This window comes from Segatella copri (genome assembly GCF_949820605.1).
Lineage (GTDB): Bacteria > Bacteroidota > Bacteroidia > Bacteroidales > Bacteroidaceae > Prevotella.
In genome coordinates this window covers 2936424-2959734 of the sequence record NZ_CATKVU010000006.1, presented here as the reverse complement: position 1 = coordinate 2959734, position 23311 = coordinate 2936424, and the positions used below count along the sequence as shown (strand labels likewise).

The 23311-nt window shown below is 46.2% G+C and carries 16 protein-coding genes; all 16 read left to right on the top strand.

Annotation, left to right across the window (positions count from 1 at the left end; genetic code table 11):
- Positions 1-2: 2 nt before the first annotated feature.
- On the top strand, positions 3-3047 hold the full coding sequence (locus RCO84_RS13335; protein WP_317585369.1) for a SusC/RagA family TonB-linked outer membrane protein: 3045 nt from the start codon (positions 3-5) through the stop codon (positions 3045-3047).
- A gap of 12 nt (positions 3048-3059) precedes the next feature.
- A complete protein-coding gene (locus tag RCO84_RS13330; protein WP_317585368.1) occupies positions 3060-4808 on the top strand; it encodes a RagB/SusD family nutrient uptake outer membrane protein in 1749 nt (582 codons plus the stop codon).
- A gap of 11 nt (positions 4809-4819) precedes the next feature.
- Complete coding sequence (locus RCO84_RS13325; RefSeq protein ID WP_317585367.1) at positions 4820-6493, top strand: hypothetical protein; 1674 nt, start codon at positions 4820-4822, stop codon at positions 6491-6493.
- A 27-nt stretch (positions 6494-6520) separates the two neighbouring features.
- Positions 6521-8278 (top strand): hypothetical protein, encoded by a 1758-nt coding sequence (locus RCO84_RS13320; RefSeq protein ID WP_317585366.1) that lies wholly within the window; start codon positions 6521-6523, stop codon positions 8276-8278.
- Between the two features lie 33 nt (positions 8279-8311).
- Entirely contained in the window at positions 8312-9892 is a 1581-nt protein-coding gene (locus tag RCO84_RS13315; RefSeq protein WP_317585365.1) for a PKD domain-containing protein, read from the top strand.
- Between the two features lie 231 nt (positions 9893-10123).
- The gene (locus RCO84_RS13310; RefSeq protein ID WP_317585364.1) at positions 10124-11653 is read left to right on the top strand and encodes a hypothetical protein; all 1530 of its coding nucleotides are present in this window, start codon (positions 10124-10126) and stop codon (positions 11651-11653) included.
- Between the two features lie 625 nt (positions 11654-12278).
- On the top strand, positions 12279-12680 hold the full coding sequence (locus tag RCO84_RS13305) for a hypothetical protein (RefSeq protein WP_317585363.1): 402 nt from the start codon (positions 12279-12281) through the stop codon (positions 12678-12680).
- A 217-nt stretch (positions 12681-12897) separates the two neighbouring features.
- Complete coding sequence (locus RCO84_RS13300) at positions 12898-13401, top strand: spore coat protein (RefSeq protein ID WP_317585362.1); 504 nt, start codon at positions 12898-12900, stop codon at positions 13399-13401.
- Positions 13402-13419: 18 nt separating this feature from the next.
- Positions 13420-15987: a hypothetical protein gene (locus RCO84_RS13295; RefSeq protein ID WP_317585361.1), complete on the top strand. Its 2568-nt coding sequence runs from the start codon at positions 13420-13422 to the stop codon at positions 15985-15987.
- Positions 15988-15990: 3 nt separating this feature from the next.
- Entirely contained in the window at positions 15991-16551 is a 561-nt protein-coding gene (locus tag RCO84_RS13290) for a DUF5675 family protein (RefSeq protein WP_317585360.1), read from the top strand.
- Positions 16552-16626: 75 nt separating this feature from the next.
- Positions 16627-17634, top strand: a complete 1008-nt coding sequence (locus RCO84_RS13285; RefSeq protein WP_317585359.1) for a phage antirepressor — start codon at positions 16627-16629, stop codon at positions 17632-17634.
- Positions 17635-17808: 174 nt separating this feature from the next.
- A complete protein-coding gene (locus tag RCO84_RS13280) occupies positions 17809-19365 on the top strand; it encodes an IS1182 family transposase (protein WP_317583344.1) in 1557 nt (518 codons plus the stop codon).
- Positions 19366-19930: 565 nt separating this feature from the next.
- On the top strand, positions 19931-20161 hold the full coding sequence (locus RCO84_RS13275; protein WP_317585358.1) for a hypothetical protein: 231 nt from the start codon (positions 19931-19933) through the stop codon (positions 20159-20161).
- Positions 20118-21671, top strand: coding sequence for a GLUG motif-containing protein (locus RCO84_RS13270; protein ID WP_317585357.1), 1554 nt, complete (start codon positions 20118-20120; stop codon positions 21669-21671). Before RCO84_RS13275 ends, RCO84_RS13270 begins: the two co-directional genes overlap by 44 nt.
- A 12-nt stretch (positions 21672-21683) precedes the next feature.
- Positions 21684-21809, top strand: coding sequence for a hypothetical protein (locus RCO84_RS13265; protein ID WP_294823236.1), 126 nt, complete (start codon positions 21684-21686; stop codon positions 21807-21809).
- Between the two features lie 256 nt (positions 21810-22065).
- The gene (locus RCO84_RS13260; RefSeq protein WP_317584872.1) at positions 22066-23271 is read left to right on the top strand and encodes an IS256 family transposase; all 1206 of its coding nucleotides are present in this window, start codon (positions 22066-22068) and stop codon (positions 23269-23271) included.
- The last annotated feature ends 40 nt before the right edge of the window (positions 23272-23311 follow it).

Genomic DNA, 23311 nt, shown 5'->3' with positions numbered 1-23311 from the left:
ATATGGCAACTAGCTTCAAATTATTTAGTTTTGCACTATTGGCCATGGGCGGAACAGCAGTTCTGAGCCCTCAGGCAGCAGTAGCAGCAACTAACTCAACCCTATTAGAGCATACACAGCAAGACAACGTATGCAAAGGTATCGTAAAGGAAGCTACTGGTGAACCTCTTATCGGTGCAACAGTAGTAGTAGATGGCACTAAAAACCTTGCCGTAACTGATTTCGACGGAAACTTTACGCTCAGCAATGTGAAAAAAGGTGATGTGCTTATCATCACTTACCTCGGTTTTGAACCATACCAGGTAAAATGGAACGGCCAGCCTCTTGATATCGTTATGAAGGCCGATTCCCACTCTCTCGAAGAACTCGTGGTGGTAGGTTATGGTGTGCAGAAGAAATCAAGTCTTACCGGTTCGGTAGCATCTGTATCCAGCAAGGATATCGTGAAGCAGACTTCATCCAACGTAGCATCAACCCTCCAGGGTCGCACCCCTGGTGTTGAAATCATCCAGCAGGCAGGTGTTGCCGGAGCCGATGTAAATATCGTAATCCGTGGTGCCGCTTCGTTTGGTGCAACAGAACCTCTCTATATCATTGATGGCGCTTTCAGTAACAACGGTCTTACCACCCTCAACCCTAATGATATCGAGTCTATCGAAATTCTGAAGGATGGTGCTGCTGCAGCCATCTACGGTTCCCGTGCAGCCAATGGTGTGGTTATCATCACTACCAAGCGCGGTAAGCAGGGCAAGCCGCTTGTTGAGCTCGACGGTTCGTTTGCTGTACAGACACCAACCAATGTTCCTGACTTCCTCAATGCATCGCAATGGCGCCAGTTTGCCAATACCGTGGCAGACAATTCCGGCCTGGCCCATGCACCAGAGAATGATAATCCAACCAATCCGAATACTGATACCGACTGGGCTGACGAGTGGTTGCAGTTTGCACCAATGTGGAACCTCAACGCCTCAATCTCAGGAGGTGGTGAGAATTCTACCTTCTCAACCAGCGTGGGTTATCTCGACCAGAAGGGTATGACCATCTATTCAGGTTACAAGCGTTACAACTTCCGCGTCAACTCTTCATACAAGAAGGGCATCTTCTCACTCTCAGAGAACCTCTCTATCTCTCATCGTGACAAGACCCCTACAACTCCGTTCAGCATCTCATTGCCAACATTGCCTATCTATGATGAGATGGGACGTCTGGTATCAGGTGGTCCTGACTACTACATCAACCCGGAGGATGGCAAGGCTGTGAACAAGATTGCTCCATTGGCTTATTCCGACCGTTACAACCGTACAACCGACGTGATCGGTGCTATCAATGCACAGCTCGACCTGTGGGACGGTTTGAAATATAAGGCAACCTTCAGTGCCAACTGGAGTAACGCCCACTCTTATACACACAAGCCAACCTATAATACAAAGTGGAATTCAGACGGAACTCCAGATGTTGATTTCGGTAACACCCGCAACAGCATCACTGAGTCACGTGGCGAGACATTCACATACACCATCGATAACCTCCTGACCTACAACAAGACATTTGGCGGTCATAGCATCGATGCTCTTGTAGGTACCAGTTGGATGCGCGAATACTACCGCTCAATGGGTATCAATACCATCAATGATATCGGCGGTACAAGCATCACCGGTTTCCAGAGTGTAGACGGAAAGATTTCTGCAGGTGACGATAATGCTGCCCTGCTGTCATTCTTCGGCCGTATCAATTACGACTACAAGAACCGTTACCTCCTCTCGGCAAGTATCCGTCGCGACGAGTCTTCCAAGTTTGCCAAGGATTGCCGTGTAGGTTACTTCCCGTCAGTATCAGTAGGTTGGAACGTTCAGGAAGAGCCTTGGTTCCCTAAGGAGGCTATCAGCAAGCTGAAGTTGCGTGCCAGCTACGGTGAGCTCGGTTCTAACTTCCTCGATCCATACAGCTTCGATGATATCGCCTACGGTCCAATTCCATTCACACTCAATGGCAAGCGCTATACCAGCGGCCGTGCAGCTTATCTGAAGTCAAAGAATCTGAAGTGGGAGACAGCCAAGACAACCGATATCGGTCTTGAGTTAGGTTTGCTTGACAACTCACTTACTTTCCAGGTAGAGTACTTCTACAAGAAGAACGTAGACCTGTTGGCACAGATTGACCTGAATCTCTCAAGCGGTCAGGTATTCGAGATCAACTCATCTCGTGAGAAGCCATACGTAAATACCGCTTCTGTAGAGAACAAGGGATGGGAGTTTACATTGGGTTACCGCAAGCAGCTCACCCGTGATTTCTCACTCGATGCTTCACTCAACGTATCAACCCTTACCAACAAGGTATTGGCTCTCGGTGACAATGTACAGCCTATCACATCAGGTGCGATGTCAAGCTTCTTTAACGATTCTCCATCCATCACCATGCCAGGCTATGCCATCGGTTCGTTCTACGGCTACAAGATTGAAGGTTTCGATGCCGATGGAAACTTCATTTTCCAGGATACCGACAAGAATGGTACAGTGAATGCAGAGGATAAGGTGATTCTCGGTGATCCAATCCCTGATTTCTCTTATGGTTTGAACATCAATGCATCATATAAGGACTTCGACCTCACATTGTTCTTCCAGGGTGTATATGGTAACGACATCTTCAACCAGATGAAGTATACCTATTACTTCGACTACTCAAACAACTGTGTGACAGACGTACTGAATGCATGGAGCCCTACAAATCATAACACAAACATCCCTGTGATGAAGACACAGAATACAAACGGCGGTAACTCTCTGCCAAGTGACTTCTATATTGAAGATGGTTCTTACTTCCGTTGCAAGAACCTCCAGTTGGGTTACACCTTCCCAAGCAAGCTCGTAGGTAAGCTGGGATTGTCTCGTTTGCGTGTTTATGGTGGTATACAGAACCTGTTCACGATAACCAACTATTCAGGCTATGACCCTGAGGTTAGCTCGAACGCTCTGTTCTCTCGTGGTATTGACAACAAGTCATTCCCTAACGCACGTACCTATACTGTAGGTTTCAATGTCTCATTCTAAAATTTAAACAAAATGAAAATCAAATATAAGATATTAGCATCATTGCTGATTGTTGGCGGATTGTCTCTCCAGAGCTGCGACAGCGTCTTCGATGAATTGTCGGTTAACCCTAACCAGCCAAGTATGAAGACATACTTTACAACACCAGAAGGTGTGAACGATGCCGTAACGACAATGTACGGCTATATCTCAACCCAGCGCTGCCTGGGAGCTTCCGGCTCAAAAACCCAGATTATCCGTGGTGATGAAGCCAACTCCAACTCCGATTACGGAAAGCCAGGTATGTTTGGCGAGGACTTGAACTCAAGTTTCTATACCATCGAGCAGCCTTACACCCTGATGTACACCACAGCCTCTCAGGCATCTTACATCATCGAAGAGGCACCTAAGGTAGACTTCTCCGGTAATGAGAAGTTGCGCAATGCCTACATCGGCGAAGCTCATTTCTGGCGTGCATTTGCTCATTATTATCTGCTTACCAACTTCCGCCAGGTAAGCCCTATCCGTCAGATGCCTAGAGGCGCTGAGGATTATGTGCGCAAACCGGAAAGTCCTGAGGCTGTATGGGATTTCATCAAGGAAGACCTGGAGCGTGCTAAGGAATTACTTCCAGAGAAGGGCTATTGGACAGGCGATAATACCGGTCGTGTTTCAAAGGCTGCCGCTGCTGCGCTGCAGGGCATCTGCTACATGTACCGCACAGGTATCGAGAAGCATTACGGTACCAGCACCCAGACTTATTACGAAGAGGCTGCCAAGGAGTTTGACCAGATTATCAAGGGCGACTTCGGTTCATACGAGTTGGCACCAGACTATTCATGGAACTTCGACGTAGCTCACGAGAACGACGCGAATCCAGAGTCAATCCTCGAAATTCAGTTCCTCGGTGATGTTAACAATACCGGTTTCAACCCTGGTACCGCAACATCAGGTCTTGCATTCGACTCTCGCGGTCTGATGCTCCCAGGTGCAGGTGTAGGTTACGAGGGTGTAGCCAACAACTGGTTGTACAACGAGTTTGTCAATTCTATTGACAAGGACGGCTGCACAGACATCCGTATGTTCTCTACCCTGATGTTCGACGATTTGAAGCCAGAAATCAAGCTTCATTCAGATGCAGAGGGCAACAAGCAGCGCCTCGAAGGTCCTGGTGGTTTGCACTGGGAGCAGCTCTATCCTTCAACAGGTGCAGCAGAGGGCTTCCAGACCGTAGCCAATACCCTGGCACATGCTTTCAAGGCAGGTATCAAGAAGGGTGTTGACTTTACATTGCCAATGCTCATGAATGCTGACGGCACACCTAAGTTGAACGGTGTGGGCGGCGGTACCAAGGAATATATCTACAACCAGCCACGTGCCAATGGCGTAAACTGGCGCTATATCCGTCTGGCAGACGTCTATCTGCTTTATGCAGAGGCTCTTCTCAACGGCGCTACACAGGGCAAACTGACAGCTGCTGAGGCTGTAAACCTGGTACGCAACCGTGCAAATCTTGCTAGCCTGTCACAGGTGACACTCGACGACGTGAAGCACGAGCGCATATTGGAGCTCTCATTAGAAGGTCACAGATTCTACGATCTGTTGCGTTGGGGCGAACTTTCTTCACGCTTCCAGGAACTTTCTCATGATCCTACATTCAAGAAGTTTGTTTCAGCATCAGATTACAAGGGATTCGTTACCGGCAAGCACGAGTGGTTGCCAATTCCTATCAATGAGATGAACTCTAATCCATATATTTCATCAAATAATCCAGGATATTAATTCGGGGAATCATGAAAAAGATATTATCAGCAATCCTGTTCTGTGCTGTTGCCACTGCGGCAACAGCGCAGACATTGAACAACGGCATCACATTGCCTAAGATATGGCCTCCACAGTATGAGGAACCAACAGTACGTCAGGAAATGCCAGTGCCTTATCTCAAGAACAAGCCGGCAGTATTGCCAATCAACAACGGCCGTCAGCTGTTTGTTGACTCGTTCCTGATCAGCAGCACAAACCTGCGCAGCATTTATCACGCTCCAAACTTCTATAAAGGTAATCCAGTATTGGAACCTACCGAAAAATGGGAAAACACAACAGAGGGTGCTCCTTATGCAGCACCATTCAGCGACGGTATCTGGTATGACGAAAAGGAAGGCATCTTCAAGATGTGGTATCTTGCAGGAGCAGGAACCATGCACAAGCAGAGCAACCAGACTTTCTATACCTGCTATGCTGAATCAAAGGATGGCAAGAACTGGAAGAAGGTGAATCTTGACATCGTGCCTGGTACGAACATCGTAGATACATGCGACCGCGATGCTGCTACCATCTGGCTCGACCGCAACGAAAAGGATCCTTCACGCCGATGGAAACTCTTCAATATCGAAAGAAGACCTACCGACAAGCGCTGGCAGATTATCCTGAAATATAGTGCTGACGGACGCAAGTGGAGCAGGGGTGTAGCACAGTCGGGCGACGTATATGACCGCTCAACAGCATTCTATAACCCATTCACTAAGCGCTGGGCTTTGAGTTTGAGATGGTCAACTCCAGTTTCTTCACGTTCAAGAGCTTATGCTGAGAACGAGGATCCTGAGTTGCTCGTAAGTCTTACCCACCGCGTTCGCAAGGATGCAGTAGACCGCAACCTTCATTTCTGGTTTGCTCCAGACGACAAGGAGTTGCGCCATCCTAAGTATCCTGAGGTAGAGCCAGGCATTTACAACTTTGATGCCATTGCTTACGAGAGCATCATGATCGGACAGTATGCCGCTTGGTGTGGACCGGAGAACAACATCTGTAAGCGCGACGGAATCCAGAAGCGCAACGTGATAGAATTGGGTTATAGCCGCGATGGTTTCCACTTCGCCCGCCCATCTCACAAGCCATTCATGGACGTCAACGAGACAGAGGGCGCCTGGAACTGGGGTAACATGCAGTCTATCAATGGTACTCCGCTTATCGTAGGCGACTCACTCTATTTCTACAGCTCAGGCAGACGTCTCAACAAGATTATGTGGGACAGCTACACCTCTACCGGTCTTGCCGTATTGCGCCGTGACGGATTCGTATCCATGCATGCAGACAAGAAGGAAGGTTACCTGACAACCGAGAAACTCTCATTCGACGGAAAATACTTCTTTGTCAATGCCGACGTAAAGGGCAAGGGCGCCCAGCTGAAGGTGGAGTTGCTCGATGAGAACGGCACACCAATCCCTGGTTTCACCAAGCGTGATTGTAGCGTGATGCGTGCCGACAAGACCAAGCACCTGATTACCTGGAAGGGAAAGAAAGACCTCACAGAACTCTCTGGCCGTATCATCCGTGCCAAGTTCTATCTCACACGAGGCGATCTCTATGCTTTCTGGATTTCTCCATGGGAAACAGGCGAGAGCCGCGGCTTTACTGCCGGTGGTGGTCCTGGCCTCAGTGGAACAGGTGTTGACTGTCCACAGAAATAATAAAATCACATTTAAAATATGATGATTATGCGACATAAATTCTTATATTCCATAGCTATCATCACAGCCTGTACATTGACAGGCTGTGGTTCAGACAGCACTTCGGGCGGTGATGAACCGGTAGTTCCGCCAACAGAGAAGCCTAATCCGGGTGAGCCGTCAACTCCTAGCGAGCCATCGGATCCCGATGATTTGAAGGGCACGATATACAATGGTATCAAGCTGCCGGCACAATGGCCGCTTCTGCGCTCAGCATCTTCGGATATACGCAAAGGTATGTCGCCATACTATCTGTCTTCCCGCCCTACAACTGTCAATGTTGCAGTCGGCAGACAGCTTTTTGTTGACAACTTCCTTATTGAGAAAACAACGCTGACCCGCAAATTCCATTATCCTGAGTATTATTCAGGCAATCCTATTCTCTCGCCCGACAAGGACTGGGAGAAGGTAGGAACCAAGGGAGCAGCCTTTGCAGCACCTTTCAGCGATGGTGTATGGTACGATGAGACAGAGCAGAAGTTCAAGATGTGGTATATGGCAGGAGGCGGTAAGTACTCGGTCAATTCCGGAGGCATCACCTGTTATGCAGAGTCGGCCGATGGTATCACATGGACCAAGCCTTCGCTCTCTATAGAGTCGGGAACCAATATCGTTGACAAAGGACTCCAGCGCGATGCATCTACCATCTGGCTTGACAAGCAGGAAACCAGTGCTTCCAAGCGCTATAAGATGTTCCAGGTAGCAGGCGGTCCGGGAAAATGGAAGTATATATACAAGACCTCGGCTAACGGCATACAGTGGCGCGACAACAAAACGCCTTCCCAGGCTGTTACCGACCGTTCTACCGTATACAAGAATCCTTTCCGCAATGTCTGGGCATGGAGCATGCGCCACAATGTGCGCCTCAATGCAAGCGACCCTTACACCGTGCGTGCAAGAGACTACTATGAGAATGCCGATCCAGCCAGCGGCAACCAGAATGCCAAGGCAGAACTGAGCAAATTCTGGTTCGGTCCATGGCCTAACGAGCAGAAGCATCCAAGTTATCATAACAATGATGGAGCTCCTGGTATCTACAATCTCGATGCCATGCCTTACGAGAGCATCATGTTGGGCTTCTTCAGTGTATGGCAGGGACCTGAGAATGATGTCTGCTCTAAGGACAACGTGATCAAGCGCAACCAGATTATGGTAGGTTACAGCCGTGACGGTTACAGCTGGCAGCGTGATGACATGAATCCGTTTATGGCTGTCAGTGACAACCGGGCAGACTGGAACAACGGCAATCTGCAGTCGGTAGTAGGAGCACCGCTTATCGTGGGCGACAAACTCTATTTCTATCTCAGCGGACGCCGTCTGCAGGGAACCAGCGAGATAACATCTACAGGTCTGGCAATCCTACGCCGTGACGGCTTTGCATCCATGTCGGGTACAGGCGAGCTGACTACCGTAGGCATCCGCTTCACCGGAGAACATTTCTTCGTCAATGCTAAGATAAACGGAGAGCTGCGCGTGGAGATTCTCGATGACAAGGGTAATGTTATTCCTGGTCTTTCCAAGAGCGACTGCAAGGTCGTTACAGGCGATAACTGCAAGGCAAAGGTAGAATGGACCAGCGGCAAGACACTGGCATCATTGAAGGGACTGAAGATAAAGGTAAGATTCTATCTTACAGATGGCGACCTCTATGCCTTCTGGATTTCACCAGAGAGTACCGGCGAAAGCCAGGGCTATACAGCTGGTGGCGGACCTAACCTCAATAAGTCGGGTATCGACAAAAAATAGCTTTAAAACAATCAATTTAAATTTAGACAAAACATGAAAAAGATATTATATTTTCTGACCATGGCTCTGGCTTTAATCGTCGTATCATCATGCAGTGAGGACGATGTTGTCTACAACACGGCGCCAAGAGCTGCCTTCACAATGAGTGAGGCTCCTGAGGGCTATGAGATTAATAAGGCCATCACCTTTACAGATGCATCAACACCAGAGGCCAATACCAATATTGTTTCCTGGTTGTGGAGCTTCGGCGATGAGGCTAATACTACATCTACAGAGAAGAGCCCTACATTCACATATACCAAGGAAGGTGTATACAATGTAACGCTCACCGTAACTGATAATCACAATCTGAAGGCTACGCTCACAAAGAGCATCACCGTGCTGGACCCATTGGCTGCCATCTCTGTTCAGTGGGCTGCCAACCTCAGCGGTAGCGTAACGGGCGGTTCTTCTCCTGCAGTATCTGCAGACGGTAAGGCTGTATATATGCTTACCGGCGGAAACGCAGCTGAGCCAGGTCGTCTTACTGCCTTCAATATCGCTTCTGGCGGTACATCATGGGTGCTCGATATCGATGCTGCCATGGTTAGCAACCATCCTACAGGTAGTGCTGCTGCAGGTTGCAAGGATATCTATTCAAGCCCTTCTGTAGGTGCTGACGGCAACGTTTATTTCATTGTCCGCGACCTTAAGGATGCTGGCGCCAACCGCCGCCTCTTCACATTTGCAGCTAAGCCTAATGGTAGTGTAGCTTGGACTTATGCTGGTCCTGACGCTAACCTCTATGCTATCACTCCAGCTGTCGACGCACAGGGCAATGTATATACAGCTCAGCGCAAGGGTAAGATCTGGAAGATTAATAATGGCGAGTGCACTGAATATGCTTCAGGCTTGGGTGATATCACCGGCGGTCTCTCTGTTTCAAAGACCGGTCAGCTCTATGGTGCCGGAAAGGGTAATACCGGTTACTTCGGCTTTGATATTACTGCCGGAACAGGTGCTTGGGTATACAACGCAGAGTTTGGTGCTGCTCCTACTGCTTTCACTGGTGCTTTGCGCAGCAGTACTCCTTCTATCGGTGCCGACGGAACCCTGTATGCTGTTGCAGACAAGGCAACTGGCGGTATGGTAATGGCAATCAATGCTGATGGTTCTTTGAAGTGGAAGTATGATACCAATACATCTATTGCTGATGGTGGTGTTGCTATCGCAGCCGATGGTACTGTTTATGCTAACCTCGGTATCGCTACAGAGGATATCCCTTCTGGTGTCGTAGCACTCAATGCTGACGGTTCTGTGAAGTGGACTTATGCTGTTGAGGCAAGTGTTCAGACCACTCCAATGATTGATAACCGTGGTTACATCCATTTCATCGATGCTCAGGGTACCTATTACATCCTCAAGGCAGATGGTACTCTCTTCTCATCTCTCAGCCTGGGTGAGGCTTGCAAGTCTACACCAGTTATGGATGCAGAGGGTAATACCTTCGTTGTAGTGACTAAGGATGGCGCTCTCCAGATGCTCTGCGTAAGAACACGTGCTGCATCTTATGCTACTGATGCTGTTTGGGCTATGAGAGGTCAGAACCCTCAGCGCACTGGCTTGCAGAAGTAAGTACAGCTTTTTAAGTTAATATATTGAAGTTTAAAAGAATGTATTTCGGTTTAAAGTTTTAAAAGTTTAGGGAGGAAAAGGAGTTAGGACGTATGTGTTTTTTTGACTGAAAACTAAACAAAAAGGCTGTTGTCTTAACTCCTTCACTCCTTTACTCTTAATTCCTTACTTCTTGATTTTAAACTTCTCTATTCCTTAACCTACGAAACTTGAATTAATAAAATTAAGTTCATGAAAAAACTTATTCTTTCAATGATGGCGCTGTGTTCTCTCACAGCTTCTGCCCAGACGGGTCGCCAGATTGCTGCCTATACTCAGTTTGGCGAGTGCAATGGTGTGGAGCACGTATGGCATGCGCCTACTTATTATGACCAAAATCCGATATTGAAGGCCGACCGGAAATGGGAACTCAATGCGCTCGGCGACCCGTATGCTGCGCCGTTCAGCGGTGGCGTATGGTATGACGAGACCGTAAACAAGTTCAAAATGTGGTATTCGGCTGGTGGAGAAAAGAAATATGGACTTGTAACCTGCTATGCTGAGTCTGAAGATGGTAAGAACTGGACGAAGCCTGAGCTTGATGTAGTACCAGGTACCAACATCGTAGATACACTTGAGCACGACTGCGTATCAGTGCTTCTCGACAAATCGGAGAAGGATCCTGCAAAGCGATATAAGATGTTCTCCGTGGTATTCAACGGCAAGGCTACTGTGAGCATGCATTTGCGCTATTCTGCCGATGGTATCCATTGGAGTGCTACGAAAGCGCTTTCAGGTGAACTCTTTGACCGCTGTGCAGCCTACTACGATCCTTTCCGCAAGAAGTATGTATTGTCACTGAAAACCATCAATGGCAAGAAATACCGCCGTTCACGTTCTTATCTTGCAGGCGATGATCCGGAACTTCTGGTGAGCCTCGCTCATAGAGTATATGACAACAAGAGTGATAAGTTCATCAAGTATTGGTTCAATGCAGAGGACGATGATCCTAGAAATCCTCAGTTCCCTGAAATCAGACCACAGATTTACAATCATGAGGCAATGCCTTACGAGGGCAGCATCCTAGGTTATTTCACTGTATGGCAGGGACCAGAAAACAATGCTTGCGACAGCTTAAGTATCCAGAAGCGCAACGAGGTGCTTATAGGTTGGGCTAACGACGGATTCCATTGGGACCGTGAGTTCAAGCGTCCTTTCATGGGGGTAAGCTCAGACTTCAAGGCTTGGAATGCAGGTAATGTCCAGTCGGTGGCAGGTTGCCCTATCATCGTAGGCGACTCTTTGTATTTCTATTGCTCTGGCAGATATAACAGCAAGCCTGTACACGATTCAAACTTTGCTACAGGTCTGGCTATCTTGCGTCGCGATGGTTTCGTTTCTATGCATGCAGGTTCCAAGGAAGGAACTTTTGTTGCTGACAACATCAAGGTAGATGGTAAATATTTCTTTGTCAATGCCGATGTAAAGGGTAAAGGTCAGCTGAAGGTGGAATTGCTTGATGAAAAGGGTAATCCTATTCCTGGCTTTACCAAGCGCGATTGTGCTGTGATGCGTTCTGCAGACAAGACCAAGCAGCAGATTACCTGGAAGGGCAAGAAAGACCTTTCTGAACTCTCTGACCGTACCATTCGTGCCAAGTTCTATCTTGCACGTGGTGATTTCTATGCTTATTGGGTTTCTCCATGGGCATCGGGTGAGAGCCGTGGTTATACAGCCGGTGGTGGTCCTGGTCTTCATGCCAGTGGTATGGACATCAAATAGAATTTCTTCATACATTATGTTAGGTATAATTATCAGGCATTACAGCCTATAGGATTCGTAAGTGTTTTGGGGCATGGAGTTTATCTCCGTGCCCTTTTTGGTTTATTGGCTTTTTAGATTGAATCTGCGTATATCTTAAACTGAAATTATATTTAAACTTGCTTTCTATTACTAATTATGTTAAATTCGTGTTAATATTAAGCTTGGCTTGCGTATGTATTAATATTTTTTATATATTTGCATCTCGAAAAAGGGAGGAGAATAGAATTAACCGGCCTTAGATACTGAAAAACGCATCTTTCGGTCATTTTATTAACTTAAATATTCAACAAAAGGGAAAATGATGTAGAATTGGTCCCACACCTCACGATAAGAGGCGATCACCAGCACTCCAGGCTGCTTACGCCCTCATAAATTGTTAGCGCAAACACTCATACTCTGCTATAATGAGGCAAGAAACTTAAAACAACAACAATAATAATACAATATGAAAAAAAACTTAAGTACGCGAATCAAGCGTAGTCTGTCGAGAATAAAGGCACTATATATTTTTATAACAGATGTCTATTTAAGTCTGGACAGTGAGTTTATTGTTAATTATATGGAATCTAAAAGCATAGTAATCATGAGTGATAATAGAACAATCGAATTGCACGATAATGCAACGTATATTGAAAATTATGGTGATGGACCTAAGAAGAAGGGTGAAAAGGCGAAGGCAGAAGAGAATTTCCGTCCGCTGCCGGAATCTCTTGCTAATCCTCAGGGGTTAATGGTCCTCTCCAGTTTGGCGATACATGGCTTTCTTGATGAGCATTTCCAGCCTAAGGGACTCTCTGTAGCTAAAACTGCAGTTCTTGCGTCCCAGATTTCTACCAAACTCGGCATACAGAATGTATGGGTGGTGTTTGGCACCTTTTGGAATATTGACAAGGAGAATCTTCGCTCTGCCTTTAATAAAGGGATGGACCAGCAACAGATGTCTGGATTTATCGGAGAAACTGCAAAATCGATAAATATCTGTTAGCTAGTCTGTTATATAACGTGAATGACGTTTCATAAATTAATTCGTACCTGGTACGCGTACCAGGTACGTACCAGGTAGGTTTCAGCATCTTGTTGTACCTTTGCCCCCGGAATTCAGAACCGATATGGTCTGAGTTTCGGGGGCTTTTGTGTATAGGCACATCAACCGTTGTGGGAGCGCCCAACTGTTTTAAAAAGGAATTTATAAGATGCAAGCAATGAAACCTTTTTATTTTGCTCATCCGCAGTACGGAAAACTGAGGGTGGTGGTGATTGGAGGCAAAATCTATTACTGTCTGATGGACGTGAAAAACATCTTCAAGAAGTCGGTTCAGAAACTCTATGAGACGATTGCTGACTCGGAGGGGGAACTGAAAAATCTGAACATCGTAATGATGAAGGATATGAAAATCAAGTATAACCTCTTCTTCGAGAACCAGGAAATGGGGAAGGAAGAAGCGGAGGCTGAGAACGTGAATGCGGATATCAACTTCTGCGATGAACAGCTGGTGAAGGACCTGGTAGACAGGTATGTTGCTGCCGAGAAGATTGCGGAAAAATGGGTAATAGGCTTCGTCAAGAGCAGACTGAATGATGCTGAGAATGCTTCACTCTTCGAGGCGAACGGGGTTGACGAGATTTCGGATAACTCGCTGATTCTGCCTATCAATGTAAGTTATAGCTCAGGGTATATCATGATTAACAGCGAAGTGTTCGATTAATAAAAATATGGAGGTAAAATGGAGACAGTACATGTAGTGGCAATCAATCCTTATCGCAAGGGTAATAAGGGGAAAGTTTTTTCTTACAATATCGATACTTATGATAAGGTGATTGAATCGGCTGCCGTTAAAAAGATGATTCAGCAGATTCGGGGTGAATTGCCGATTGACGGAGTGGATTTGAACGATGCGCAGGCGGTGAAGAAGGCGCAGGAGAGGCTGAAGAGCGAGCTGCCTTTCTTCTGTCCGCACTACGGCATGTTCAAGAATAATGTGCGCAGACAGGAGAATGCCTTGCCGGAAAGCTTTCTCTTCCAGACGATTATCGATGTGGATGATAAGGAGTATGTGGAGAAGGCGATTGAGAAGGCGCGCGAGTTGAACTGCTCTTCGGGGATATGGAACGGCTCGTTGCTGCATCTCTGTTATAGCGCTCGCAAAAAGCTGCATATCGGGATTAGAATGCCGGTGGGGATGACCATCGAAGAGACGCAGAAGGCGTATTGTGAGGCGCTCGGTGTGCCTTATGATGAAAGCTGCATCACACCTGAGAGGATGATTTTCCTGACGGATAAGGACTCGGAAATCTACCGGTCTAAAATGTGGTGCGCAGTGCTGCCGGAGAGCGAGATTCAGGCTCGAAGAAAGGCTTTTCTCGACCGTGGGTTGACCGTAGACGGAAGAGGGGATGCAAAAGTTAATAGTTTACAGTTTACAGTTAATAGTAATGACAATGTTCAAAACAATAGACTTTCGGGCAATCGTGGCGATTATGCTGCTCCTGCTGGCACTGCTGTTCAGCCTGCCCAATCTGGTAATAGCAATCATGCTGATGATTCTCATCTCGGGAATCCTGGAGGCAATTATGGCTCTGGTGAACTGGGAGAGGCCAGTGAGAAGAATCTGATAGCCTTTGATCTGTTCGTGCAGTCGGCTGGGCTTGAGGGGATGGCGATTGATACCGTCGGGTCACGGCACTCTTCGCTGCTCGCCATCATGAGCGCAGGCGCTTCGAGGGTGATGAGCGAGGAGGAACTGATGAAGGTTGTGAGGACGAAAATGCCAAGCTACTATCAGGAGGATGACTGCCATCAGCTGATACATGATTTCTATGCGAAATATGCTGACAGCTCGAAGCCGATGTCGAGGGATGTGATAAGGGTGAATGCGCTGGCGGAAAAACAAGCCAGCCAACAAGTTAATAGTTTACAGTTGAAAGTTAATAGGGCAGATGGTAATCATACAGTTCAAAGTTCAATGTTCCAAGGTCAAAGTACCGAGGAGGATTATCCCGAACCGCCAGCGATGCCGGAGAAACTGCCGAAGCTGGTAGAACTGCTGATATCTCGGACACCGGAGATTTATAAGCCGGCTGTGGCGCACGCTATCTTCCCACCGCTCGCTACGCATCTCTGGCAGACGAGCTTCCGGTATATTGACAATGTAGTACATGAGGCTACGCTTTCTACTTGCTTGCTTGCCGGTACGGGCGCAGGTAAATCATCTGTGGATAAGCCGATTAGGTATATCATGGAGGATATAAGAAAGCGGGATGCGGAGAATCTGAAGCGTGAGAAGGAATGGAAGGAGGAGGTGACGCGCAAGGGTGCCAATAAGGATAAGCGCAAGCGACCGGATAATCTTGTTATCCAGGAGATTGATGCTGATATGACCAGTCCGGCATTCGTGATGCGAACCGCAGAGGCGCAGGGGCGTTTCCTTTATACTTCGCTTAATGAGCTGGACCAGTTTGATGCTCTCCGGGGTAGCGGTAACCAGCAGTTCCGCATCATGTGCCTCGCCTTTGACCCCTTTAACCTCTTTGGCCAACAACGCGTGGGCGTTCAAAGTGTGACAGAAAGGGTAACGATCAGGTTCAACTGGAACGCATCTACCACCATCCAGAAGGGGCAGCGCTACTTCTCAAAAGTTTTGACAGACGGTCCGATAAGCCGTATCAATTTCTGTACCATTCCGGAGCGTGAAATCGGTGACGAAATGCCTGTTTACGGCGATTACGATGATGCTTACCGTGAGGCGCTGAAGCCTTATATCGAGAATCTGAACAACGCCAGGGGACTGATTGACTGCCCTGAGGCATTCCAACTTGCCCTCAAACTGAAGGATGAGAATGCGGAATTTTCACGTCTGTCTCAGGACAGGGTTTACGAGAATCTTTCTTTCCGTGCCAACGTCATCGCCTACCTGAAGGCGTGTGTGCTGTATGTGGCGAACGGTTGCAAATGGGAGCCGGAGATTGACGAGTTCATCCGCTGGAGCGAGCGTTACGACCTCTACTGCAAGATGCGATTCTTCGGTGATGCCATCAAGAGGGCGAATGATACTGGCGAGAAGTCGAGCAAGCGAGGACCTTCCAACATGCTGATGCAGTTGCCGGATGAGTTTACTTACCAGCAGGTGATAGACTTGCGTGTAGCAAACGGGATGAGTCAGAAAGGTACTTCCAAGATGTTGGGAAACTGGAAGAATCGCCATTACATCAGGGCTAAGGAGAACGACTCAGTTCCTCAATTCCTCAGTTCCTCAGTTTTTATTAAACTTAAATTCCGAAAGGAGAATTCATAGCGTATGGAAATAGTAGTAAAAAGAATAGCAAAGAAGAAGACTTATACGATAGGTCATCTTTATATCCTGAGCGATAAGGACGTGAAGCGTACCTGGCGTTCGGGGGTAAAAATAGGCGACAAGCGTATCTTTGAGCACAGCTTCGATAAGGCGAAGTTGGACAAGGAGCATTACTTCTGTGATACCCTGGAGCCTACGTGGAGAAACCTCCTGGGTGTCGAACTGAAGCCGGAAGAGGAGGATGGTAGATATAGCAGGGTATCGGGCAAGAAAGCCCGCAAGATACCGGGGCATACGGCGATACCGGAAGGTTCGTATCCTGTTGTTATCTCGAAATCGCCGAGGTTTAAGAAGTGGCTTCCGCTGGTGCAGGGTGTTCCTGATTTTGAGGGCATCCGCATTCATGCCGGTAATTATCCCGATGATACGCAGGGCTGCATTCTGGTAGGTGAAAATAAATTACAAGGTGCCGTCTTTAATTCCCGCATCTGGTTGCATCGGCTTATCAATGCCATTACCGCAGCAAGGGAACGGGAGGAGAGCGTTTGGATTACGATTTTGTAATGTTGAATGTTGAATGTTGAATGTTGATTTTTGAATGTTGAATTTTTAGTGATTAATTTTTAAAAACAAATTATTATGGTAAAGTCAGTTAATACAAATAAAAAAGTAGAAATGGATAAGAAGGCAGCAGCTGCTGTCGTGTTTGAAAATCCTGAATTCGGTAAGATTCGTACCTTGACCGATGAGAACGGAGAACCTTTGTTCTGTGCAAAGGATGTCTGTGATATACTGGGGTACAAAAAATCCTATAACGCAGTGTATCAATTAGTTAACACACATGACACCTTGAAACAAGGGGTCAAACTTTTGGGCCGTCTACGTAAGGATGGAAGCCGAACAATACGAACCCAACAGATGCTCTATGTTAACGAGAGCGGTTTCTATGCTTTGGTTCTCGGCTCTAAGCTTTCTACTGCCGTGAAGTTCAAGAACTGGGTTACGGCTGATGTGCTGCCACAGATTCGCAAGACGGGTGGTTATATTCCGGTTCAGCCGGGCGAAAGCGATGAGGAGACAATCCGTCATGCAGAAGAAATCCTCCGTGCTACGCTCAAGGAGAAGGAGAATCTGCTGAAGAAACAGCGCCTGCAGATTGAACAGCAGAAGAAGCTTATCGGCGAACAGGATACAGAAATCCGCCGCTTGAATGATGTGGTAGACGAACAGGTGGTTCGCATCGCCAAGAATGGTGATAACATCATCCAGTTGGAGAATCAGGTGGGTAATCTTCTGCCTAAGGCGCTCTATAGCGATAACGTGCTCGATTCCGTTTCCTGCTTCACTACTACGCCGATTGCGAAGGAACTCGGTATCACTGCCCAGGAGCTGAACCGCTCGCTCTGCGCTCTGCATATCCAGTATTACCAGAGCGGTCAGTATCTCCTCTATGCCGATTACGCCCACATGGGCTTGGCAAAGAGCCGCACCCGCTACAGCGCCTTCCTTGACCCGAAGAGCGATGGCAGACAGGAGAAGATGGGCAGAGCCTATACCCATACCTATCTCGTATGGACCGAACGAGGGCGAAAGTTCATCCACGACCTTGCTCACAGATACTGGGAACTGTGTGAAGTTTATAGTTAATAGTTTATGAGGGTGTGTCATAAGTCTGTGGCGCACCCCTTTTTATTTTTTGCCTTTTCACAGATACGAAATCTTTAAAAAACATTTTTATTTACAACAAAGCCCAAACTTTCACAAGCTCGGGCTTTGCCTTTCCGCAAAAGATTTGTATCTTTGCAGAAAACTTCTTTAAGTATGGCAAAGATACAAATAAAATCTGAAACTCGGCACGAATTGAGCTTTTTTCCTAACTCTTTCGATGATTATGTGCCAAAAGACAGCAAAGTTCGTATGGTGGATCGTATTGTTCGCAGTATGGACATCAACCCTCTCATGGATACCTATGATGGGATTGGTGCTCCTCCTTACAGTCCGAAGATGCTTCTAAGTTTAGTTGTTTTTGCCTATATCAATGGCGTTTATTCCTGTCGTGGCATAGCGGACGCACTTAAATACGATGTTCGCTATATGTGGATTTGTGGAGGTAAGCAATTATCTTTCGCAACAATCAACCGCTTTAGATCCCATCATATGATTAAATGCATCGACTTTTATTTTGATGCAGTCGTCTCCATATTGGCTGAAAAGGGCGTGATTAGTCTGGAGGAACAATATGTTGATGGCACTAAGATAGAGTCGAAAGCAAACAAGTACACGTTTGTATGGAAGAAGACTGTGGAAAAGAACAGGGCTAAGCTCTTGGAAAAGACCTCTGCTGCATTGGCTCAGATAAAAGAACAAATTCGCCTGAATGGCGGGAGTGACATTAAGGAAGAAGACAGCGAGCCAGCCACTTCCGCCAAGGATGTAGAGAGAAGTGCACGTTTGTGTGAGAGGCAAGCTAAGAACCTTCCTAAGGCAAAGCTTACAGGAAGAGAGAAGCAAAAGCTAAATACTCAGATAGATCACTTGTTCAAAGCCTCGGACAAACTGCGCGAGTATGAAAAATCACTGGATATACTGGGCGAGAGAAACAGTTACTCCAAGACTGATCCCGATGCGACCTTCATGCGCCTCAAGGAAGATGCCATGAACAATGGGCAGACAAAGCCTGCCTATAACCTTCAAATTGCGACAGAGAATCAATATTGGACGAATTTCGCCCTTTATCCCAATCCAACAGACACCCTGACCTTCAAGCCTTTTTTGGATAAGTACAAGAAAAGATATGGAAAGCAATCCAAGAGCGTCACCGCAGACTCAGGGTATGGTTCGGAGGAGAACTACGAGTACCTAGAGATGGAAGAGATGATGGGTTATGTAAAGTACAACTGGTTTCACAAGGAACAGCATAAGCCTTTCAAGGAGGATGCCTTCAACCAAGCGAACTTCTACTACAACAGGGATGATGACTATTATGTCTGCCCCATGGGACAACACATGGAACCTTGTGGACAACGGCAAACGAAAAGTGACTCCGGCTATGTGTCTGTCATTACATTATATAGAGCACAACGATGTGATGGATGTCCGCTTGGAAGTCTCTGCAAGAAATCCAAAGGCAACAGAACCATATATGTCAACCATAAACTGAATGCATATAAAAAGGAAGCCTTCCTGCTACTAACGTCTGAAGAGGGCTTGAAACACAGAAGCCAGCGACCGATAGAGCCGGAAGCTGTATTTGGGCAGATGAAGGCAGATATGCATTATAAGCGATTCAGGCATTTCGGAAAGGACAAAGTTTACATGGACATAGGGTTGTTCGGTATAGGATTCAATTTGAAGAAATATTTGGGGATAAAACGATAAAACTCAATTTGGACAGTTTTACCGTCTGGGACAATTATGCCCTTTTGTGAGCTTTGGGGCTGTTTTGTTATCGATAAAACAAGAAAAGTAAAGTTTCTATACAATATAATAAGATTCCCTTTGTGAAGAAAGACTACGATTCAACTAGAATATACAGAAACACACAAAAAAAAGGGTGCGTCACAGACTTATGACACACCCTCTTTGGGCTTTTCGTCCGTACTTGAACCACTGAAAATGTAGCCCCGGAGGATAAAAAGCAGGATTAACCATTTTTCGATAAATACCAGGAAAACGCATCACTGAAGGGAACAAATCGTTTAAAAGGGGGGCTACTTGCAGGAAGTAAACACCTAAAACATAGAAAGTAGACACTTTTTTATAGGAATGCGACACTTTTTCGAAAAGAAACACTATCTTTGCACCTTGGAAAATATGATAGAGACTTTCATGAAAGAGGAATAGGCTATTTTATAGTGGCATTGTTTCTTCTGCTGTTCGCCATAGTCATGAGCTATGCCATGATTCAAGACTACAGGATATTATTAATTCAAAAACAAAAGATATGAAAAAGAATTTTGTAAAATCGCGATGGTTTTTCACGATGCTCTTGTTCGTGACAACCATGATTATGCCAACCATGATGTTGGCGAAAAGTATTACTCCAACCCCACCGAAAGGTGAAGGCACCGTAGAAAACCCATATCAAATTAGTAATGCTGCCGAACTTTATTGGTTTGCACGTCTGGTGAATGGGGGGGGGAAATGCATCTGCCAATGCAATCCTCACGGATAACATTACCGTGAACACGGGCGTTCTTGACGAAAATAAAAATCTGGCAAGCAAAGGTGACCTTACAGAATGGGAACCTATTGGTACATCTGATGTTCCATATACTGGCACCTTTGATGGCAAGGGATACACCATCAGCGGATTGTATTTCAATAATCCTAGCGAAAGTAATGTTGGCTTGTTTGGCTACATAGAAGCCAACGGCAAGATTTCCAACGTAGGAGTTTTGGATTCATATTTTAAGTTCGATATGCTGGGGGGAGGTGTATGCGGAACGAATAATGGAGGCGAACTCCAAAACTGTTCTAACAGCAGCACTGTAATTGGCAATCGTATAGCAGGCGGCGTGTGCGGCACGACTTACAGCGGCGGCACTATCAAAAATTGCAAAAATACAGGTTATGTCAAAGGAACAAGTGATTTTGCCGGCGGCGTGTGCGGATATAATAGTGGTACAAGTATAATAAATTGCTTTAATGAAGGCACTGTAGAAGTAGAAGGAGAAGGTTGTGTCGGCGGCGTGTGCGGAATTAACCAGGAGGGCACAATCAAAAGCTGCTATAACACAGGTTCTGTTCATGGTCATAGAACAGGTGATTTTGTCGGCGGCGTGTGCGGAATTAACCACAATGTAATAAATTATTGCTATTATCTTAGTGACACAGCCACAGGCGGTATAGGAAATCAGAAGGATGAGAAAGACAAGGCAGAGATAATGTTCAAAAAGCAGTTTGAAAGTGGCGAGGTGGCATGGCTGCTGAATGGCAAAGGCTTAGGCGAGCAGGTATGGGGACAGCATTTAGGCATAGACCCATCTCCCGTTCCCGGCTCTGACTATAAAGTAATCAAGGCAGCACAGGGCGACAACGATACATATTGGGCAACATTCAGCAATCTGACAAACGATGCAAACCTTTCTGTTCCATCAGACAGAAAGCTTTATGTCTACAACGCAACGGTAAGCGGTGGCAAGATGACATTGACACAACGCAGCGACGACCAAGTGGCAAAGGAAGAGGGTGTGCTACTAAAGACTGACGGAGAGTATGTCAATGCAAAGGCAAAGGAGACAAATGGGTTGACAGCAGCTTCCTCTGATGAAAATCACCTTGTGGCTACACCAGCTGAAGCTCAGACTGTAACAGCAACTGGTTATATACTCTATCGTCTCACATATAAAAATGATACAAATAAAGAAGGTCTCGGCTTCTACCTCGGTGTGGACAAAGCTAACAATAGCTACAACGGAACAAGGCTCAAGGCGACTCCAGGAAAGGCTTATCTGAAAGTATCTGAAAATGAAGCAAAAGATCCATCATCGGCAGCACTCACTCGCAGCTTTGTATTCGGTGGCGGCAACGAGACAACAGGCATAGATGGAATCACCATTATGGGTACTGACGTGCAGCGTCATGGCACTATTGAAGGAATCTTCGACCTCCAAGGTAGAAAGATAAGCAATCCGACAAAGGGCATATACATCAAGAACAACAAGAAAGTAATAATCAAATAAAAGTAACACAATATGAAGAAAGAATATATAAAACCAGAAATGCAGATGCATGAGATAAAAGCCCAACAGATGCTGACAGGGTCGCAACCAGAGTTTAATAATGGAATTCCGGATGATAAAAATGAAGAAATGTGGTAAAGTCCTAAGCTGAAGGAATACCAATTCTCTGAAAAATAATTATCAAGCCATACTTTGCGGTTGTTCCAAGGGTCTATATGCCACGAAGAAAAGGAGGCGTATAGACCCTTGATTATATGGAGATATTCATAATCTACCTAGCATCAAACCAAAGTAGTCATTTCCAGAAAATCTCGCAGATGAATGTGCTTAATGGAGAGTGTAAACTAAACTGTGTCAAGCTACAATAAAAGTAGTTTAACACAGTTTTTATATTATGGACAACTTAGAAATTGATTACAAGAAAGCAGCTCAGCAGTTGCGTAGTGGTGAAGCCTTATTTGGCAAGGACGGAGCATTAGCTCCATTGTTAGAGCGTATTCTCAACTCAGCTCTCGAAGGTGAGATGGACGCTCATTTAAGTGAAGAGGAACGCTCTTCCGGCAACCGTCGTAATGGTAAGATGAGTAAGAAGGTTCAAACAAAATATGGTGAGGTCACTATAGAGACTCCTCGTGACCGAGACGGAACTTTCCAACCTGAGACCGTAAAGAAGCGTGAGACTATTCTTGCCAATGGCATGGCAGACCAGATTATTGAGATGTACGCCATGGGCACCAGCACACGTGACATCAGCAGCTACTTTGAGCGTGAGTTCAACACAACTCTATCAGCCGATACAATCAGCTCTATAACAGACCGTGTATTACCCGAAATCACCGCCTGGAAGTCTCGCATGCTCGATCCTGTATATGCCATTTGCTGGCTTGATGCTATCCATTATAAGGTAAAGGATGAGAATGGCAGAGCTGTCACACGAGCCATTTACAACATTCTTGGTATCAACAAGGAAGGCCAAAAAGAACTGTTAGGTATGTATGTGTCTAAGAGTGAAGGAGCTAACTTCTGGCTAGAAGTTCTTACGGATCTTCAGAACCGTGGTGTTCGAGACATCTTGATTTGTTGTATTGATGGTCTCAAAGGCTTCCCGGATGCCATCCAAAGCGTATTTCCTGAGAGTTCTGTGCAGCTCTGTATTGTCCATCAGATACGCAATTCTATCAAGTATGTTGGCAGTAAGCATCAAAAGGAGTTTATCAAGGATTTAAGAACAGTATATGGTGCAGTAAACAAAGACTCCGCTGCTGCTAATTTAGACCTGTTAGAGTCTAAGTGGGGAGAGATGTACCCAATTGTCATCAAGTCATGGCGTGACAATTGGGAACGTCTGACAGAGTATTTCCAATATACTCCAGCCATCCGTAAACTCATTTATACGACCAATACGGTTGAGGGGTATCACAGACAGGTAAGAAAGGTCACAAAGACTAAAGGGGTCTTTCCTACGGATAATTCTTTGGAGAAGCTTGTGTACTTAGCTTACCGCAACATCCGTAAGAAATGGACTATGCCACTGGCAAATTGGGGACAAATTTCTCAACAAATGGCAATAAAATTTGGAGATAGATTTAAAATTATGTAACTTTGCAGCCGAAAAGGCTTCCCTGCTGGGGGCATGCCCC

Coding starts and splice junctions, on each gene's coding strand:
- RCO84_RS13280 (WP_317583344.1), top strand. CDS start 17,809: ATGGCAAAGATACAAATAAAATCTGAAACTCGGCACGAATTGAGCTTT.
- RCO84_RS13335 (WP_317585369.1), top strand. CDS start 3: ATGGCAACTAGCTTCAAATTATTTAGTTTTGCACTATTGGCCATGGGC.
- RCO84_RS13290 (WP_317585360.1), top strand. CDS start 15,991: ATGGAAATAGTAGTAAAAAGAATAGCAAAGAAGAAGACTTATACGATA.
- RCO84_RS13265 (WP_294823236.1), top strand. CDS start 21,684: ATGAAGAAAGAATATATAAAACCAGAAATGCAGATGCATGAGATAAAA.
- RCO84_RS13260 (WP_317584872.1), top strand. CDS start 22,066: ATGGACAACTTAGAAATTGATTACAAGAAAGCAGCTCAGCAGTTGCGT.
- RCO84_RS13325 (WP_317585367.1), top strand. CDS start 4,820: ATGAAAAAGATATTATCAGCAATCCTGTTCTGTGCTGTTGCCACTGCG.
- RCO84_RS13330 (WP_317585368.1), top strand. CDS start 3,060: ATGAAAATCAAATATAAGATATTAGCATCATTGCTGATTGTTGGCGGA.
- RCO84_RS13305 (WP_317585363.1), top strand. CDS start 12,279: ATGAGTGATAATAGAACAATCGAATTGCACGATAATGCAACGTATATT.
- RCO84_RS13300 (WP_317585362.1), top strand. CDS start 12,898: ATGAAACCTTTTTATTTTGCTCATCCGCAGTACGGAAAACTGAGGGTG.
- RCO84_RS13310 (WP_317585364.1), top strand. CDS start 10,124: ATGAAAAAACTTATTCTTTCAATGATGGCGCTGTGTTCTCTCACAGCT.
- RCO84_RS13275 (WP_317585358.1), top strand. CDS start 19,931: ATGAAAAAGAATTTTGTAAAATCGCGATGGTTTTTCACGATGCTCTTG.
- RCO84_RS13315 (WP_317585365.1), top strand. CDS start 8,312: ATGAAAAAGATATTATATTTTCTGACCATGGCTCTGGCTTTAATCGTC.
- RCO84_RS13320 (WP_317585366.1), top strand. CDS start 6,521: ATGCGACATAAATTCTTATATTCCATAGCTATCATCACAGCCTGTACA.
- RCO84_RS13285 (WP_317585359.1), top strand. CDS start 16,627: ATGGTAAAGTCAGTTAATACAAATAAAAAAGTAGAAATGGATAAGAAG.
- RCO84_RS13270 (WP_317585357.1), top strand. CDS start 20,118: ATGGGGGGGGGAAATGCATCTGCCAATGCAATCCTCACGGATAACATT.
- RCO84_RS13295 (WP_317585361.1), top strand. CDS start 13,420: ATGGAGACAGTACATGTAGTGGCAATCAATCCTTATCGCAAGGGTAAT.